Raw genomic sequence first — 15,576 nt, 5'->3', positions numbered from 1 at the left:
CAATGCATTGACACCCTGATGAGGCGCTTGAATCATCGGATGTCATGACTGACATGCGCATGATGTTGGCGCCGCCCCGTGCGCGGCTCCGCCGACTCGGAGGAGTCGTCGCGGTGGCCCTGCTGACGCTCGCGGCACCGTTCCCGGCGGCCCAGGCCGCCGGGACCCCGCAGCCCGTCACGGACCCGCCCCGCACCGTCCCCGCCCTAGCCGACTGGACGCCGGGGAAGGGGAGTTACCTCTACGGTCCTGCCACCCGCCTCGTCGCGCACGGGCAGGCGGCGCGGGAAGTCGCCCGCACCCTCGCAGACGATCTGCGCGCCGCGGGCGAGGGCCGGGTGCCGGTCACGACAGGCGCCCCGCGCGACGGCGACATCGTGATCGACGTCGCTCCCGCACGGAAGCCGCTCGGCGCCGAAGGGTACGAACTCCGCGCGGGTAAACGCCTGGAGATCACCGGCGCGACCGGCGCCGGAGCCTTCTACGGCACCCGCACGCTCCTCCAGCTCCTCGCGCGGAGCGACCGCCTACCGGCAGGGCGCACGGTCGACGTGCCCCGGTACACAGAGCGCGGAGTGGGCGTCTGCGCCTGCTACATCCACATCTCGACGCCCTGGCTCGAGAACCTCGTGCGCGACATGGCGTACAACAAGCAGAACCAGCTGCTCCTCGAACTCAAGGTGAAGAGCGAGAAGCACCCCGAGGCCAACAGCTGGGGCTACTACTCCAAGAGCGAGATACGCCGCCTCGTCGCCCTCGGCGAGAAGTACCACGTCACGATCATCCCGGAGATCAACTCCCCGGGCCACATGGACCCTTGGCTGGAGAAGCGCACCGACCTCCAGCTCACCGACTCCGACGGCGAGCCGCAGCCGTCGCGCCTCGACGTCACCAAGGACGAGGCCTTCGCGTACTACACGAGCCTCATCGACGAGTACGCCGAGGTGTTCCCCGCGAAGTCCTGGCACATGGGCGCCGACGAGTACATGCTCGGCTCGGACTTCGCCAAGTACCCCCACATCCTCGAATACGCGAAGAAGAAGTACGGCGAGAACGCGACCCCGCAGGACGCCTTCGTCGACTTCGTGAACCGCGTGCACGCGTACGCGGCGGGCAAGGGAAAGCAGCTGCGCATCTGGAACGACGGCCTGACCGGAGCGAACACGGTGCCGGTCGCGGCGGGGACGAGCGTGGAGCACTGGCTCGACGTGAAGACGAAGCCGAGCCAACTCATCGCCCAGGGACACCCGTTGCAGAACGCCGCATACTCCCTCTACCTCGTCCGTGGCGGATTCCACACCGACACCAAGGCGCTGTACGACAAGGAGTGGGACCCGCGCAGCTTCGAGGGCGAGAAGCTGGCCTCGCGGGACGGCATCACCGGCGCGAAAATCAGCCTGTGGCCCGACAACGGCCGGGGCGAGACCGAGAACGAGGTCGCGGCGTCCATGGCGATGCCGCTCAGTCATGTCGCCCAGGTCACCTGGGGGTCACCGCACCCGGACCCGACGTACGCCGACTTCACCGCACGCGCCAAGTCGGTCGGTCACGCGCCGGGTTGGCAGGACCTGACGAAGACGCCGGTGGCGGACGGAACGTACACCCTGCGCGACACCAAGGGGCAGGCGGAGCCCGCCGCCTACGAGATCAAGCGCACCGCCGACGGCTACGCGACGCTGAAGTCCACGGCGGACGGCACCTGCCTGGAGACGCGGAGCGGCAAGCTCACGCTCAACGTGCCGCTGGAGCCGGGTAGTTCGGTCACGCGGGAGACGTGCAGCGCGGCGAACACCTTGCAGCGGTGGCAGCTGGTGAAGGTGTCGGACGGCTTCCGGCTGACGAACGCGATCACCCGCATGTCCGTGTACGTCGCCGATGACGGGCGGCTCCAGCAGTACCCGGCGGATCAACGCACCCCGGCCGCCTGGACCTTGACCACGGGCTGATCCCCCTTGATCCCCTGCCCTCCGCTGCCCCCGCTGATCCCATCGCCAGAGACCCGACAGGGAGACCCGCACCCCCATGACTGTCAGCAGACGTCTTTTCGTGAGTGCCGCCGTCACCACGGCCGTCGCCGCGTCGAGCAGTTCCCTCGCTCTCGCGGCGCCCGGCTCCGTGGGCACTGCCGCCAAGGCTGCCCCGGAACCGCCCTACCGCATCCCGATCAACCCCAAGGACTCCCCGGACGAGGTCGTCACCAAGGCGTCCCACGTCCGGCCCACCGAACGGCAGATCGCCTGGCAGCGCCTTGAGCAGACCGCGTTCCTGCACTTCGGCGTCAACACCTTCACCGGCCTCGAATGGGGCACGGGCGATGAGAACCCCGATGTCTTCCAGCCGTCAGGACTCGACACCGACCAGTGGGCGCGGGCCCTGCGCGACGGCGGCTTCAAGCTCGCCATCCTCACGGTCAAGCACCATGACGGCTTCGTGCTCTACCCCTCGCGCTACACCAAGCACAGTGTGATCAGCAGTAGTTGGCAGAGCGGAAAGGGTGACGTACTGCGCTCGTTCGCCGACTCGCTGCGTCGGTACGGCATCAAGGTGGGCGTCTACATCTCGCCCGCCGACGAGAACCAGTACCTGCACGGCGTCTACGCCAACGGCAGCGCGCGCTCGCGGCGCACCATTCCCACGCCGGTGGACGGTGACGACCGGACGGGCGAAGCCGCCGCGCGGTCGTTCACCCTGGACGCGACCGACTACGGCGCGCACATGCTCAACCAGCTGTACGAGGTGCTCACCGAGTACGGGCCCATCGACGAGGTGTGGTTCGACGGGGCGCAGGGTCGCATCCCGCCGGAGAAGGTCGAGACGTACGACTGGGACAGCTGGTACGCGGTCATCCGCGCCCTGGCCCCGGACGCGACGGTCGCCGTGCGCGGCCCCGACGTCCGGTGGGTCGGCAACGAGGGCGGACTCGCGCGCGAGAACGAGTGGAGCGTCGTCCCCGTCAAGGACTCGGGGAACGGGAGCATCGACTACGCCCTGAAGTACGACGCGCCCGACCAGGGGAGCCGGGAGGCACTGGCCGAGGCGAGGGCCGTCGCCCAGTACGTGCAGTGGTGGCCGGCGGAGTGTGACGTCTCGATCAGGCCGGGGTGGTTCTACCACGAGGACGAACAGCCCAAGTCGGTCGAGCAGTTGACGGACATCTGGTTCCGGTCGGTGGGCCGGAACTCCGTGCTGCTCCTGAACATCCCGCCGGACAAGCGGGGGCTGCTCCCCGAGGCGGACGTGGCGCGGCTGCGGGAGTTCCGCGAGCGGATCGGGCGCGAGCTGCCGCAGGACCTCGCGCGGGGCACGCGGGTGCGCGGCGACGGTCGCCGCGCGTCGTACGCGGTCGACGGCGACCCGGACACGGCGTGGGCGTGCCCGGCGCCCTCCCGGGGGACGCTCACGGTCGACCTGGGCAAGGCGCGCGAGGTCGACCGGATCCGGCTCGGGGAGGAGATCCGGCATGGTCAGCAACTTGAGCACGCGGTGATCGAGGCGCGGGTGTCCGCCGGGGCAGGGTGGTCCCGAGTGACGGAGGTGGACACGGTGGGGGCGAGCCGGGTCCTCACGCTGGCCGCGCCGGTACAGGCGCGGGAGTGGCGGCTTCGGGTGACGGGATCGCGCGGGGCGGTGCGGCTTGCGGAGTTCGGCCTGTACCGGTCGCGGGTGTAGGGGACGGTCTCTCGGGGGTCGCGCTCGTGGATGAGGGGCGGTCTCTTGGGGGCGCGCCCAAGGACGACGACGTCCATGAGCGCGACCTCCGTCCACGTGCCTCACGAGGGCCAGTCGACCCCGCCGCTGCGCACCGTCAGAGGGCTGGTCTCATCCTCCTCGTAGAACCTGGTCCAGCCGACGCGGATGGAGCCGTCGAACCGCTCGTGGTGGCCCTCGGCCTTGGTCGCAAGCCACGTGAGCAGTTCGCCGACGCGATCGAAGTCGTCCGGGTGGATCTCCTGCCGAGCCGTCAGCGCCCAGCCTGCCTTGCGCCGGAGCAGCACGGTGGTGAGAGCTCCGTTCACCTTGAAGGCCGCGTCATGGCATCCCAGGAGCGGCGCGGGTTCGTCCTCCGTGACGAGTTCGCCCCTGTCGTCCTCCACCACGACAGGGAATGCGCGCACCACGGTCAGCGTCACCGGCCGAGGGCCCAGGCCGAGATGCCACCGGAGCTCGGCGATCTGCTCCTCGGAGAGATCGTCACGCAGGTCCAGCGCGATCGAGAGTTCGTAGATGTCCGCCATACCGGCACCGTAACGGCGGGGTACGACAGACCTGTCGCCGGACCGGGCAGGACAGCTCAGCCCCCGCTCACCGGCCCTGTGCTCTCCCGCTCGATGAGCGTGGGCAGCGGTACCTGGACCGTGGCCGCGGGGCCGTCGTCCAGGAGGGACAGGAGCTCGCGGGCGGCTGTCCGGCCGAAGGACGTCGTGTCGCGCGACAGCGCCGTCAGCCAGGGGTGCACCATCCGGCACAGCGCCGAGTCCTCCCAGGCGATCACCGACACGTCCCCCGGTACGCCGAACCCGAGCGAGGCCGCCGCGGCGACCCCGGCGACCGCCATGACGTCGTTGTCGTACACGAGCGCCGTCGGCGGTGACGCGGCCAAGAGCACGCGCCGTGTCACCGCGGCTCCCTCCGCGTCCGAGTAGTCCGTGGTCACCGAGCGGACCTCGGACAGGCCGCGCCGCCGCGCCTCGGCCCGCAGCGTGCGGATCCGCCGCTCCGTGTGGGCGAGTCCCGGCAGACCCGCGATGTGCACGATGCGGCGGTGTCCGAGGGCGTGCAAGTGGTCCACGATCGATGCCATCGCGCCCGCGTCGTCCGCCCAGACGGTGGAGAGGCCCGGATGGTGCACGTCCGGGTCCGGCACGCCGCCCGTGACCACGGCGGGCAGCCCGAGCTCGTCGAGGAGTGCGGGACGGGGGTCGTCCGTGCGCGGGTCCACGACCAGGACACCGTCCACCCGACGCTCGGCCCACCACCGCTGGTAGACCGCGCACTCGGCGGTCACGTCCTCCGCCACCTGGAAGAGCAGGCCCAGCTGACGCTCCGCCAGGACCTCTTGGATGCCCGAGATCAGCTGTAGGAAGAACGAGTCGACGCCCAGCGTCCCCGCGGGCCTCGCCACCACGAGGCCCACCGTCGCCGAGCCCTCACCGGACAGCGCGCGCGCCGCCGTGCTCGGGTGCCAGCCCAGTTGCTCGGCGACCCTGCGGACCCGGTCGCGGGTGATCTCGGAGACTCCTGGCCGGTCGTTGAGCGCGAAGGACACGGCGCTCTCGGAGACTCCGGCACGGCGCGCGATGTCCTTCATGGTCGGCCGGCGTGCCGGGGACCGCTTGCCTTGCACCGGTGATGCCCCTTTCCTGTGGCGCGCAGACTAATGCGCTTGAGCCAGCACACTCTAAAGCGCATTAGTCGATCCCTGCAAGAAGTCGAACAGACCGCTCTGACCTGCATAGTTGATGAGGATGGCAAGGATTGTTCAACGAATCCATTGACTTTTTACCGTAGTTCCATGCAGGGTCTGCCTCACGCTGGGCCGAGCAAAGGAGCCGTTTCACCGTGCGTATCTCCCACCACCCCCGCATCACCAGAAGGGCAGCCGCCGCTGCCGCCGCCCTCGCCGTGCTCCTGCCGTTGAGCGCCTGCGGCGGAGGAGGTGGCAGCGGCGGCTCGACGGACGCGTCCGGCAAGATCGAGGGCGAGATCACCTTCCAGACCTGGAACCTGAAGGCGAACTTCAAGCCGTACTTCGAAGGCGTCGTCAAGGGCTTCGAGAAGAAGTACCCGGGCACGAAGGTGCACTGGGTCGACCAGCCCGGCGAGGGCTACGCCGACAAGATCAGCGCCGACGCGGCGGCCGGCACCCTCCCCGACGTCGTCAACGTCTCGCCCGACCTGGTGGCCCCGCTCGCCAAGGCCGGACTCGCGCTCGACCTCGACAAGGCCGCGGGTAAGTACGAGAAGGAGTACCTGCCGGGGGCGTGGAAGAGCCACCAGATACCGGGTACGGAAGGGACGTACGCCTTCCCCTGGTACCTGAACACCGGGCCGCTCTTCTACAACAAGCGGCTCTTCGAGGGTGCGGGGCTCGACGCCGAGAAGCCCCCGACGACGTTCGACGACCTCTTCGACGATGCCATGCAGCTGTCGAAGAAGAGCAAGGGCAAGACCGCCACGCTCGCCAACATCCCCACCATCGAGGACTTCGGCCGCTACGGCGTACCGCTGATGGACAAGGACGGGACCAAGTTCACCTTCAACAGCGCCAAGGGGGTCGAACTCCTCAAGAAGTACAAGGAGTTGTACGACGCCAAGGCGCTGGACGGTCAGGCGCTCAACGCGACACCCGAGTCGACGGGCAAGAAGTTCCTCACCGAGGCCGTCGCCATGAACCCCGGAAGCGCCCTGGACCTCGGCAAGTTCAAGAAGGAGGCGCCCTCCCTCTACAAGAACATCGGGATCACCCCGCAGATCACCAACACGGGCAAGGACAACATGTACGTCATGGGGGTGATGGTCAACACGCGCACCAAGCAGACCCCCGCCGCCGTGGCCTTCGCCCACTACGTGACGGATGCCGAGCACCAGATGTCCTTCGCCAAGAAGGTCGCGATCTTCCCCAGCACGGAGGGCTCGCTCGACGACCCGTACTTCACCAAGGACGACGGGACGGACGACACGCGCGTGCGCATCGCCGCCGCCAAGTCCATCAAGACCGCGGTGAACTACACGCCCGTGCTGTTCAGCGAGCAGATGAAGATCGAGCTGCGCAACAGCGTGGGCAAGGCCCTGCAGGGCAAGGAGAGCCCCAAGGAAGCGCTTGACAACGCTGTCAAGAACTGCGACCGGCTGCTGAAGCAGAGCTGAGAAGACGACACAGGACCACCACTATGAAAAGCTCCAGCGCCGTCACCGTTCCCCGTGCCGCCGCCGACGGCGGTCCACGGCGCCGCATCAGGCGTCAACTGCCGTCGAGCCCCTGGTTGTTCGCCGCGCCCGGACTGCTGATCGTCGGCATCTTCATCCTCTATCCGTTCGTCAGCACGCTTATCAACTCCTTCACCGACAAGCGGACCCTGATACCGGGGGAGTACGTCGGCCTGGACAACTTCCGCGAGCTGCTGCACGACGACATGTTCTGGATCGGCCTGCGCAACTCGGCGCTCTACGTCGTCGGGGTCGTCCCCGCGCTCGTCCTGCTGCCGCTGCTGCTCGCGATGCTCGTCCAGAAGCACATACCCGGCATCACCTTCTTCCGGTCCGCCTTCTACACGCCGGTGGTCGCGTCCATCGTCGTGGTGGGCTTGATCTGGGTGTGGATGCTGGATGAACGGGGTCTGGTCAACGCGCTGCTCGAGGCGGTGGGCGTCGGCTCGGTCGGCTTCCTCAGCGACCAGTGGCTGCTTCTGCTGAGCGCCATGACGGTCACGGTCTGGAAGGGCCTGGGCTACTACATGATCATTTACCTGGCCGCCCTCGCCAACGTGCCGCGAGAGCTGCACGAGGCGGCGTCGGTGGACGGCGCGGGTTCCGTACGCCGCTTCTTCACCGTCACCGTGCCCGCCGTGCGTTCCACGATGGTCCTGGTCGCCGCACTGTCCTCGGTCGCCGCCTTCAAGGTGTTCTCCGAGGTCTATCTGATGGCCGGACCCAACGGCGGTCCGGCGGGCGAGGACACCACGCTCGTGATGCTGGTGCAGCGCGTCGGCACGGGCCTGACCGGCCGCGTCGGGTACGCGTCGGCCATCTCGGTCGTCGTCTTCGTCGTCACCGTCGCGCTGATGCTGCTCGTGCTGCGCGCGGACCGGAAGGAGGACGCATGAGCATCGCGACGGACACACCGAAGGCCGAGCGGGCGGAGAAGAAGGCGGCGGGGAAGGTCCGGAAGGACGGCGCCCGCAAGCGCGGGCGGATCACCGACGAGAACGGCCGCCGGATGTCCGTGTGGGAGATCGTCCTGCGCTACGGACTCCTGCTCGCCGTACTGGCGTTGATGGTCGGCCCCTTCCTGTGGCAGCTGTCCACATCCCTGAAGGGGCCGCACGAGAACATCTTCAGCTCCCCGCCCAAGTTCCTTCCTGGCAGCCCGACCCTCCACAACTACGAGCGGGTCGCCGACACCATCCCCGTCTGGGACTACGCGCTCAACTCCCTGAAGGTGGCCGCCGCCAACGTGGTGACCAACTGCGTGGGCGCCACTCTCGCCGGCTACGCCCTCGCGCGCCTGCGCTACCGGGGCCGCAGGGCCGCCACGGTGGTCTTCATCCTCGCCATGCTGGTGCCCGTGGAGGGCATCATCATCGCCCAGTTCACGACCATGCGGGAGCTGGGCCTGAACAACACCCTCATCGGTGTGCTGCTGCCCGGGTGCGTCTCCGCGCTCAACGTCCTGCTGATGCGCAACGCCTTCCTGAACCTGCCGTACGAGATCGAGGAAGCGGCCTACGTCGACGGCGCGAACGTATGGCAGCGGTTCCTGCGGATCGCCCTGCCCGCGGTCAAGGGCACCCTCGCCGTGGTGGCGATCTTCGCCTTCATGGGCGCGTGGGACGACTTCCTTTGGCCGCTGATCGTGCTGAGCGACCCGGACAGGTTCACCCTGACCATCGGCCTGAACTATCTGCACGGCACCTTCGCCAACGACGAACGGCTCGTCGCCGCGGGCACGGTCATCGCCGTGCTTCCGCTGATCGTGCTCTTCGCCTGTCTGCAGCGGTACTTCTTCCGCGGGGTGGGCGAGGGCGCCGTGAAGGGCTGAGCGCAGCCGCCGCATTTCCGTACCCCGGGCCCCGCACCGGGCCCCCACACCCCCGAGAACCAGGACTCGCATGCCCAGCACCACTCGTGTGCCTTCCGCCGACGCACCGCCCGCATCGTCGGAACAGCCCGCACCGTCCGCGCCGTCGGAACAGCCCGTACCGTCGGCGCCGCGCTTCGGCGCGAACTACACGCCCAGCCAGGGCTGGTTCCACCACTGGCTCGACTTCGACATCGACGCCGTGCGCGCCGATCTCGACGCGATCGCCGATCTCGGGCTCGATCACATCCGGGTCTTCCCGATCTGGCCGTACTTCCAGCCCAATCGCACCCTGATCAGGCCCCGTGCAGTGGAGCAGCTCGTCGCCCTCGCGGACGCCGCGGCCGAGCGCGGGCTCGACGTCAACGTCGACGGACTGCAGGGGCACCTGTCGAGCTTCGACTTCCTGCCCGCGTGGACGCAGACGTGGCACCGGCGGAACATCTTCACCGACCCCGATGTGGTGGAGGGGGAGGTCACGTACTTGCGCACGCTCGCCGCCGCCCTTGCCGACCGGCCGAACTTCATCGGCATGACCATCGGCAACGAGGTCAACCAGTTCTCGGCGGGACCGCACCCCGATCCGGACCGCATCACGCAGGAGCAGGCGGGGGAGTGGCTGCGGCGGGTCCTCGCCGCGTGCGAGGAGGGCGCCCCCGGCAAGCTCCATCTGCACGCCGAGTACGACGCCGCCTGGTACCAGGACGACCAGCCCTTCACCCCGGCCCAGGCCGCGCGGCTCGGCGGCGCGACCGCCGTGCACTCCTGGGTGTTCAACGGCACGGCCCAGCGGCACGGGCGTGACGGGATCGCCACCGCGCACCACGCGGCGTACATGATCGAGCTGTCCAAGGCATGGGCGGACGATCCGCACCGACCCGTCTGGCTCCAGGAGGTGGGCGCGCCCGCTCCCCTCATCCCCGCCGAGCGCGCGGCGTCCTTCACCGAGGCGACGGTGGAGGCGGCGCTCGACTGCGCGGACGTGTGGGGGGTGACGTGGTGGTGCTCGCACGATGTGTCGCGTTCGCTGGCGGACTTCCCCGAACTCGAATACGGCCTGGGCCTGTTCACCAATGACGGCCGGGTCAAGCCCGGGGGTGAGGCGTTGGCCCGGATCGCCAAGGAGTGGCGGGGGCGCAAGTACGCGCCCGCGGTGCGGGGGACCGCTCTGGTGGTCGACGACGATCCCGCGGGGCGGTCCGCGTGTGCGCCCGGGGGCGCGGTGTTCGAGACGTTCGCCCGCCTGGTCGCGGACGGGGTCCGGCCCACTACCGTCCTGGCGAGCAGGGCGGGTGACTCCGCGCATCTGGCTGCGCGGGGTATCACGGAGGTCGTGCGGGCGGGGGAGGTCGGCTAGGTCGAAGAAGGGGTTCTTTCCCCGACCCCGCCCCTTCCCGGCTGTATCTATTGGCGGCTCCGCCCCCTCCGCCGCGCAGGGGGCTCCGCCCCCAGACCCCCGCTCCTCAAACGCCGGAGGGTTGAAGGAATCAGCCTGTCCGGCGTTTGAGGACGAACTCGGCGCAGCCGGTGATCAACGGTACGCGGGCCGGGGAAATGAACCGCCCCCCCTCACCCGCACCCCACACACAAACGGAGAGCACCATGCACGACGACCGCACCCTCGTAGAAGCCCGCCTCAAGCGTGTCCTCGACGAGCGCATCCGCCCCGCCGTCTACCCCGAGTCCATCCCCCTGGACATCGCCGTATGGACCGCCCCCGGCGAGCCCGTGCCGGTCGAAGAGGGCCTCGCCGCCACGCCCGAGCCGACTAAGGCAGGCGCCGCCTGGGGCGCCCCCTGGTCCACCAGCTGGTTCCAGGTGACGGGCACCGTGCCCACGGAATGGGCGGGGAAGACCGTCGAGGCCATCCTCGACCTCGGCTTCGACGAGAACATGCCCGGCTTCCAGTGCGAAGGCCTGGTCTACCGCCCCGACGGCACCCCGGTGAAGGGCCTCAACCCCCGCAACCAGTGGGTGCGGATCGCCGCCCCGGCAACCGGCGGCGAAGACGTCAAGCTGCACATCGAGGCCGCGTCCAACCCCGTCATCCTCGACTACCACCCCTTCCTGCCCACGCAGCTCGGCGACAAGGAGACGGCAGGCAGTGAGCCCCAGTACAAGCTCGCCCGCATGGACCTCGCCGTCTTCGACGAGACCGTGTGGCAGCTGGTCATCGACCTCGAAGTGCTCGGCGAGCTCATGCTGGAGCTGCCCGAGGACTCCGGGCGCCGCTACGCCGTCGTACGTGCCATCGGCCGCGCCCTGGACGCCGTGGACCTCCAGGACGTGAACGGTTCGGCGCCCGCGGCCCGCGCCGAGCTCGAAGGCGTCCTGACCACCCCCGCCGAACCCTCGGCCCACCGCATCAGCGCCGTGGGCCACGCGCACATCGACTCGGCGTGGCTGTGGCCGCTGCGCGAGACGGTGCGCAAGGTCGCGCGTACGACGTCGAACATGACCGCGCTCATCGAGGACGAGCCGGACTTCGTCTTCGCGATGTCGCAGGCGCAGCAGTGGGCGTGGGTCAAGGAGCACAGGCCCGAGGTGTGGGCGAAGGTCAAGAAGGCGGTCGCGGACGGGCGGTTCGTGCCCGCGGGCGGCATGTGGGTCGAGTCGGACACGAACATGCCGGGTTCGGAGGCGATGGCCCGCCAGTTCGTGCACGGCAAGCGGTTCTTCCTGGACGAGTTCGGCATCGAGAACGACGAGGCGTGGCTGCCCGACACCTTCGGCTTCGCCGCCGGTCTTCCGCAGATCATCAAGGCGGCAGGATCCAAGTGGCTGTTGACGCAGAAGATCTCCTGGTCGCAGACCAACCGCTTCCCGCACCACACCTTCAACTGGGAAGGCATCGACGGCACCCGGATCTTCACGCACTTCCCGCCCGTCGACACCTACAACTGCTCGATGAAGGGCAGCGAGATCGCCCACGCGGCGAAGAACTTCAAGGACAAGGGAGTCGCCCGGCACTCCCTGGCGCCGACCGGCTGGGGCGACGGAGGCGGCGGCACCACCCGCGAGATGATCGCGAAGGCGGGACGCCTCCGTGACCTGGAGGGTTCCGCGACCGTCGAGTGGGAGACCCCCGCCGCCTTCTTCGAGAAGGCCGAGGCGGAGTACCCGAACGCCCCCGTCTGGGTGGGCGAGCTGTACCTGGAGCTCCACCGCGCCACCCTCACCAGCCAGGCGGGCACCAAGCAGGGCAACCGCCGCAGCGAGCACCTGCTGCGGGAGGCGGAGCTCTGGGCGGCCACGGCGGCGGTCCGGGCGCCGGAGTTCGCCTACCCCTACGAGGAGTTGGACCGCGTCTGGAAGACGGTCCTGCTCCACCAGTTCCACGACATCCTGCCCGGTTCGTCCATCGCCTGGGTGCACAGGGAGGCGCGTGCGACGTACGCGGCGGTCGCCGACGAGCTGAACGGCATCATCGAAGCGGCCCAGCGCGCGCTGGCGGGCGACGGCGGCAGCACGGGCACCCTCGTCTTCAACTCCACCCCGCACACCCGCGACGGCGTGCCCGCGGGCGGCGCCCGCCCCGCCGCCATCGACGGCCAGTCGGCGATCGCCTCGCGCGCCGACGGCGGTTACGTCCTCGACAACGGCCTGCTGCGGGTGGAGATCGACGCGCGCGGCCTGATCGTCTCGGCGTACGACATCGCGGCCGACCGGGAGACCGTCGCACCCGGCCAGGCGGCGAACCTGCCGCAGATCCACGCCGACTTCCCGAACATGTGGGACGCGTGGGACGTCGACGAGTTCTACCGGAACACGGTCACCGATCTGACGGAGGCGGACGAGGTCGAGGCGGGCGAGGACGGCGCGTCGGTCCGTGTCGTGCGGACCTTCGGCGACTCGCGGCTCACGCAAGTGCTCTCCCTGACGCCCGGTTCCACCCGCCTGGACATCGACACGGAGGTCGACTGGCACGAGACGGAGAAGTTCCTGAAGCTGGCGTTCCCGCTGGACATCCACGCGGAGCGGTACGCATCGGAGACGCAGTTCGGCCACTTCTACCGGGCCACGCACACCAACACGAGCTGGGAGGCCGCCAAGTTCGAGGCGTGCAACCACCGCTTCGTGCACATGGAGGAGCCGGGGTGGGGTGTCGCCCTTGTGAACGACTCTACGTACGGCCATGACGTGACACGTACGGTGCGCGCGTCGGACGCCGGTACGACCACGACGGTGCGCGCCTCGCTCCTTCGCGCCCCGCGCTTCCCCGACCCCGAGACGGACCAGGGAGTCCACCGCTTCCGGCACGCGCTCGTTCCGGGGGCGGGGATCGGCGACGCGGTGCGGGAGGGCTACCGGATCAACCTCCCCGAGCGGCGGATCACCGGCGGCGCGGAGGTGGCCCCGCTGGTGACGGTCGACAACGACGCCGTGGTCGTCACGGCGATCAAGCTCGCCGACGACGGCAGCGGTGACGTGGTCGTCCGTTTCCACGAGTCGCGCGGCGGCCGGGCCAAGGCGACGCTGACCGCGGGCTTCCCGGTCGGCTCCGTAGAGGTGACGGACCTCCTTGAGCGGCCCCTCGCGGACGCCGCGGCGCCGGTGCGCTCGGGTGACGGTGTCGCGCTGACGCTGCGGCCGTTCGAGCTGGTGACGCTGCGGCTGACGCGGGCGTGATGTCTCGCTGAAGAGAGGCTGAGCCGAGGTCGCAGCGCTCAGGCGCGGGGGGGGGGGGGGGGGGGGGGGGGGGGCCCCCCCCCCCCGCCTGCGTCGTCGCGCCCCGGGACATCACCGGGGCACACACGGTCGGCCAGGACGCCCTACCCGTCCAGCTGCGCCCGCATCCACTCCTCCACCTCACCCACATGCGCCGCCGCCGCGGCCCGCGCCGCCTCCGGATCGCGGGCCACCAGCGCCCGGTGGATGCGCGCGTGTTCCCGTCGCGTCCGCTCGAAGGCGTCCTCCTCCTGGTAGCCGCGCCATACCCGTGCGCGGAACGTGCGTGAGGACAGGCCCTCCAGGATCGCCGCCATCGTGTCGTTGCCCGCGGCGAAGGCGATCGTGCGGTGGAACGCCAGGTCGTGGGAGAGGATCTCCTCCGGGTCCTCCGTGGCGTTCATCGCCTCCAAGTGCTTTTCCACATCCGCCAGTTGATCGGCCGAGATGCGGGCCGCCGCCAGCGCCGTCGCCGTGGATTCGAGGACCCGGCGTACCTCCAGGAGTTCCACGAGCCGGGGTCCGCGTGACAGGTCGGCCACGACGCCGAAGGTCTCCAGGAGGTCGCCGGCCTCCAGTTGAGTGACGTAGATGCCCGAGCCGTGGCGGGCCTCCAGGACGCCCATCACCGTGAGCGCGCGAATCGCCTCCCGCATCGAACTCCGCGAGATGCCGAGCTGCGTGGCCAAGTCCCGTTCCGTCGGCAGCCGTTCGCCCGGTTCGAGTCGGCCCTCTCCGATCATCGCCTTGATCTGCTCGATGGCCCGCCCGGTCACGGTGCCCTTCTGCGGGGCGGTCTGGTCCACGTAACGCTCCTCCACTAGCCGGCTGCGCCGCAGTCTAATCAGAGATGTGGTCGGACCACTACGGCCTGAAACGAGGAAAACTTGGCGTCGAGGGGTGTTGTGAGCGCCAAGTGGTCTGATAAATATTCGCCCATCAGTCGCTGGGGCTCACTGAGTCTCGCCAGTACGCAACTAGGACTTCGCCCGATTCACGCTCGATGAGGAGCCGTCAGATGACCGGCAGAACAGTGCGCAACAGGTCCAGCAGGGCAGGGATTTCGCGGGCGGCGCGGATCGCCGCCGCGGCGGCCTGCGCGTCCCTCGTGCTCACGGCATGCGGCAGTACGAAGGACAGCGCGGCGCCCGCGGGCGGCGAAGGCGGCGGGGAGGGCAAGGTCGGGGTGATCCTGCCCCTGCTGACCTCGCCGTTCTGGCAGTCGTACAACGACTACGTGCCCAAGATGGCGAAGTCCGAGGACGTCGACGCGCTGAAGACGGTCAACTCCAACAGTGATCCCTCGCAGCAGATCACCGACATCAACAACCAGCTCAACCAGGGGGTCAAGGGTCTGGTCGTCGCGCCCCTCGACAGCGCCGCGATCTCCGCCGGGCTCGACCAGGCCGAACGCAAGGGCGTGCCCGTGGTCGCCGTCGACGTGGCCCCCGAGAAGGGCAAGGTCGCGATGGTGGTGCGGGCCAACAACGTCTCGTACGGCGAGAAGGCCTGTGACTACCTCGGCGAGCAGGTCAAGACCGGCAAGGTCGTCCAGATCATGGGAGACCTCGCCTCCGTCAACGGCCGCGAGCGCTCCGAGGCGTTCCGCACCTGCGTGAAGAAGAAGTACCCGGGACTCAAGGTCCTGGAGATCCCCGCCAAGTGGGAGTCCGACACGGCCGCATCGAAGCTGGACACGCTGCTCAACTCCAACCCCGACATCAAGGGCATCTACATGCAGGCGGGCGGCGTCTACCTCGCGCCCACCGTGCAGACCCTGAAGTCCAAGGGAATGCTGAAGAAGGCGGGCCAGAAGGGGCACATCACCGTCATCTCCAACGACGGCATCCCGCAGGAGTTCGACGCCATCCGCAAGGGCCAGATCGACGCCACGGTGTCGCAGCCCGCCGACGCGTACGCCAAGTACGGGATGTTCTACATCAAGGCCGCCATGAACGGGAAGAAGTTCAAGCCAGGACCGACCGACCACGACTCCACCATCGTGAAGCTGCCCAGCGGCATTCTCGAGGACCAGCTGCCCGCTCCGCTGGTCACCAAGGAGAACGTGGACGACTCCAAGCTGTGGGGCAACACGGTCAAATGAGTACGCC

General features: G+C 69.1%; 11 protein-coding genes. 8 read left to right on the top strand and 3 right to left on the bottom strand.

Annotated features, from left to right (window positions below; genetic code table 11):
* Window positions 1-53: 53 nt before the first annotated feature.
* On the top strand, window positions 54-1,946 hold the full coding sequence (locus ACZ5CR_RS23750) for a family 20 glycosylhydrolase (RefSeq protein WP_468860748.1): 1,893 nt from the start codon (window positions 54-56) through the stop codon (window positions 1,944-1,946).
* Between the two features lie 76 nt (window positions 1,947-2,022).
* Window positions 2,023-3,669, top strand: a complete 1,647-nt coding sequence (locus ACZ5CR_RS23745; RefSeq protein ID WP_468860464.1) for an alpha-L-fucosidase — start codon at window positions 2,023-2,025, stop codon at window positions 3,667-3,669.
* A 101-nt stretch (window positions 3,670-3,770) separates the two neighbouring features.
* On the opposite strand, the gene ACZ5CR_RS23740 is transcribed toward ACZ5CR_RS23745, so the two are convergent.
* Together ACZ5CR_RS23740 and ACZ5CR_RS23735 are read right to left on the bottom strand one after the other, a co-directional pair.
* Window positions 3,771-4,235 (bottom strand): hypothetical protein, encoded by a 465-nt coding sequence (locus ACZ5CR_RS23740; protein WP_468860462.1) that lies wholly within the window; start codon window positions 4,233-4,235, stop codon window positions 3,771-3,773.
* Between the two features lie 56 nt (window positions 4,236-4,291).
* Window positions 4,292-5,308 (bottom strand): LacI family DNA-binding transcriptional regulator, encoded by a 1,017-nt coding sequence (locus ACZ5CR_RS23735; protein WP_468860459.1) that lies wholly within the window; start codon window positions 5,306-5,308, stop codon window positions 4,292-4,294.
* A 251-nt stretch (window positions 5,309-5,559) separates the two neighbouring features.
* Between ACZ5CR_RS23735 and ACZ5CR_RS23730 the strand changes: the two genes are divergently transcribed.
* The 5 genes from ACZ5CR_RS23730 (at window position 5,560) to ACZ5CR_RS23710 (ending at window position 13,426) form a co-directional block, all read left to right on the top strand.
* On the top strand, window positions 5,560-6,867 hold the full coding sequence (locus ACZ5CR_RS23730) for an extracellular solute-binding protein (RefSeq protein WP_468860457.1): 1,308 nt from the start codon (window positions 5,560-5,562) through the stop codon (window positions 6,865-6,867).
* Window positions 6,868-6,890: 23 nt separating this feature from the next.
* Entirely contained in the window at window positions 6,891-7,823 is a 933-nt protein-coding gene (locus ACZ5CR_RS23725; protein WP_468860455.1) for a carbohydrate ABC transporter permease, read from the top strand.
* The gene (locus tag ACZ5CR_RS23720) at window positions 7,820-8,758 is read left to right on the top strand and encodes a carbohydrate ABC transporter permease (protein ID WP_468860453.1); all 939 of its coding nucleotides are present in this window, start codon (window positions 7,820-7,822) and stop codon (window positions 8,756-8,758) included. Before ACZ5CR_RS23725 ends, ACZ5CR_RS23720 begins: the two co-directional genes overlap by 4 nt.
* A 70-nt stretch (window positions 8,759-8,828) precedes the next feature.
* A complete protein-coding gene (locus ACZ5CR_RS23715) occupies window positions 8,829-10,154 on the top strand; it encodes a glycoside hydrolase 5 family protein (RefSeq protein WP_468860450.1) in 1,326 nt (441 codons plus the stop codon).
* Window positions 10,155-10,399: 245 nt separating this feature from the next.
* Entirely contained in the window at window positions 10,400-13,426 is a 3,027-nt protein-coding gene (locus ACZ5CR_RS23710; RefSeq protein WP_468860447.1) for an alpha-mannosidase, read from the top strand.
* 143 nt (window positions 13,427-13,569) lie between these two features.
* Here the strand turns inward: ACZ5CR_RS23710 and ACZ5CR_RS23705 are convergent, their stop codons facing one another.
* Window positions 13,570-14,271 (bottom strand): FadR/GntR family transcriptional regulator, encoded by a 702-nt coding sequence (locus ACZ5CR_RS23705; protein ID WP_468860445.1) that lies wholly within the window; start codon window positions 14,269-14,271, stop codon window positions 13,570-13,572.
* Window positions 14,272-14,483: 212 nt separating this feature from the next.
* Here ACZ5CR_RS23705 and ACZ5CR_RS23700 point away from each other — a divergent pair, with 212 nt between their 5' ends.
* Window positions 14,484-15,569 (top strand): sugar ABC transporter substrate-binding protein, encoded by a 1,086-nt coding sequence (locus ACZ5CR_RS23700; RefSeq protein ID WP_468860443.1) that lies wholly within the window; start codon window positions 14,484-14,486, stop codon window positions 15,567-15,569.
* The last annotated feature ends 7 nt before the right edge of the window (window positions 15,570-15,576 follow it).

It is taken from the genome of Streptomyces sp. NPDC031274 (genome assembly GCF_055570235.1).
This window is presented reverse-complemented; position numbering and strand designations above follow the sequence as displayed.

Bases quoted from the DNA above. Each gene is read 5' to 3' on its own strand.
- ACZ5CR_RS23750 (WP_468860748.1), top strand. From the start codon at position 54: ATGCGCATGATGTTGGCGCCGCCCCGTGCGCGGCTCCGCCGACTCGGA.
- ACZ5CR_RS23745 (WP_468860464.1), top strand. From the start codon at position 2,023: ATGACTGTCAGCAGACGTCTTTTCGTGAGTGCCGCCGTCACCACGGCC.
- ACZ5CR_RS23740 (WP_468860462.1), bottom strand. From the start codon at position 4,235: ATGGCGGACATCTACGAACTCTCGATCGCGCTGGACCTGCGTGACGAT.
- ACZ5CR_RS23735 (WP_468860459.1), bottom strand. From the start codon at position 5,308: ATGAAGGACATCGCGCGCCGTGCCGGAGTCTCCGAGAGCGCCGTGTCC.
- ACZ5CR_RS23725 (WP_468860455.1), top strand. From the start codon at position 6,891: ATGAAAAGCTCCAGCGCCGTCACCGTTCCCCGTGCCGCCGCCGACGGC.
- ACZ5CR_RS23720 (WP_468860453.1), top strand. From the start codon at position 7,820: ATGAGCATCGCGACGGACACACCGAAGGCCGAGCGGGCGGAGAAGAAG.
- ACZ5CR_RS23715 (WP_468860450.1), top strand. From the start codon at position 8,829: ATGCCCAGCACCACTCGTGTGCCTTCCGCCGACGCACCGCCCGCATCG.
- ACZ5CR_RS23710 (WP_468860447.1), top strand. From the start codon at position 10,400: ATGCACGACGACCGCACCCTCGTAGAAGCCCGCCTCAAGCGTGTCCTC.
- ACZ5CR_RS23700 (WP_468860443.1), top strand. From the start codon at position 14,484: ATGACCGGCAGAACAGTGCGCAACAGGTCCAGCAGGGCAGGGATTTCG.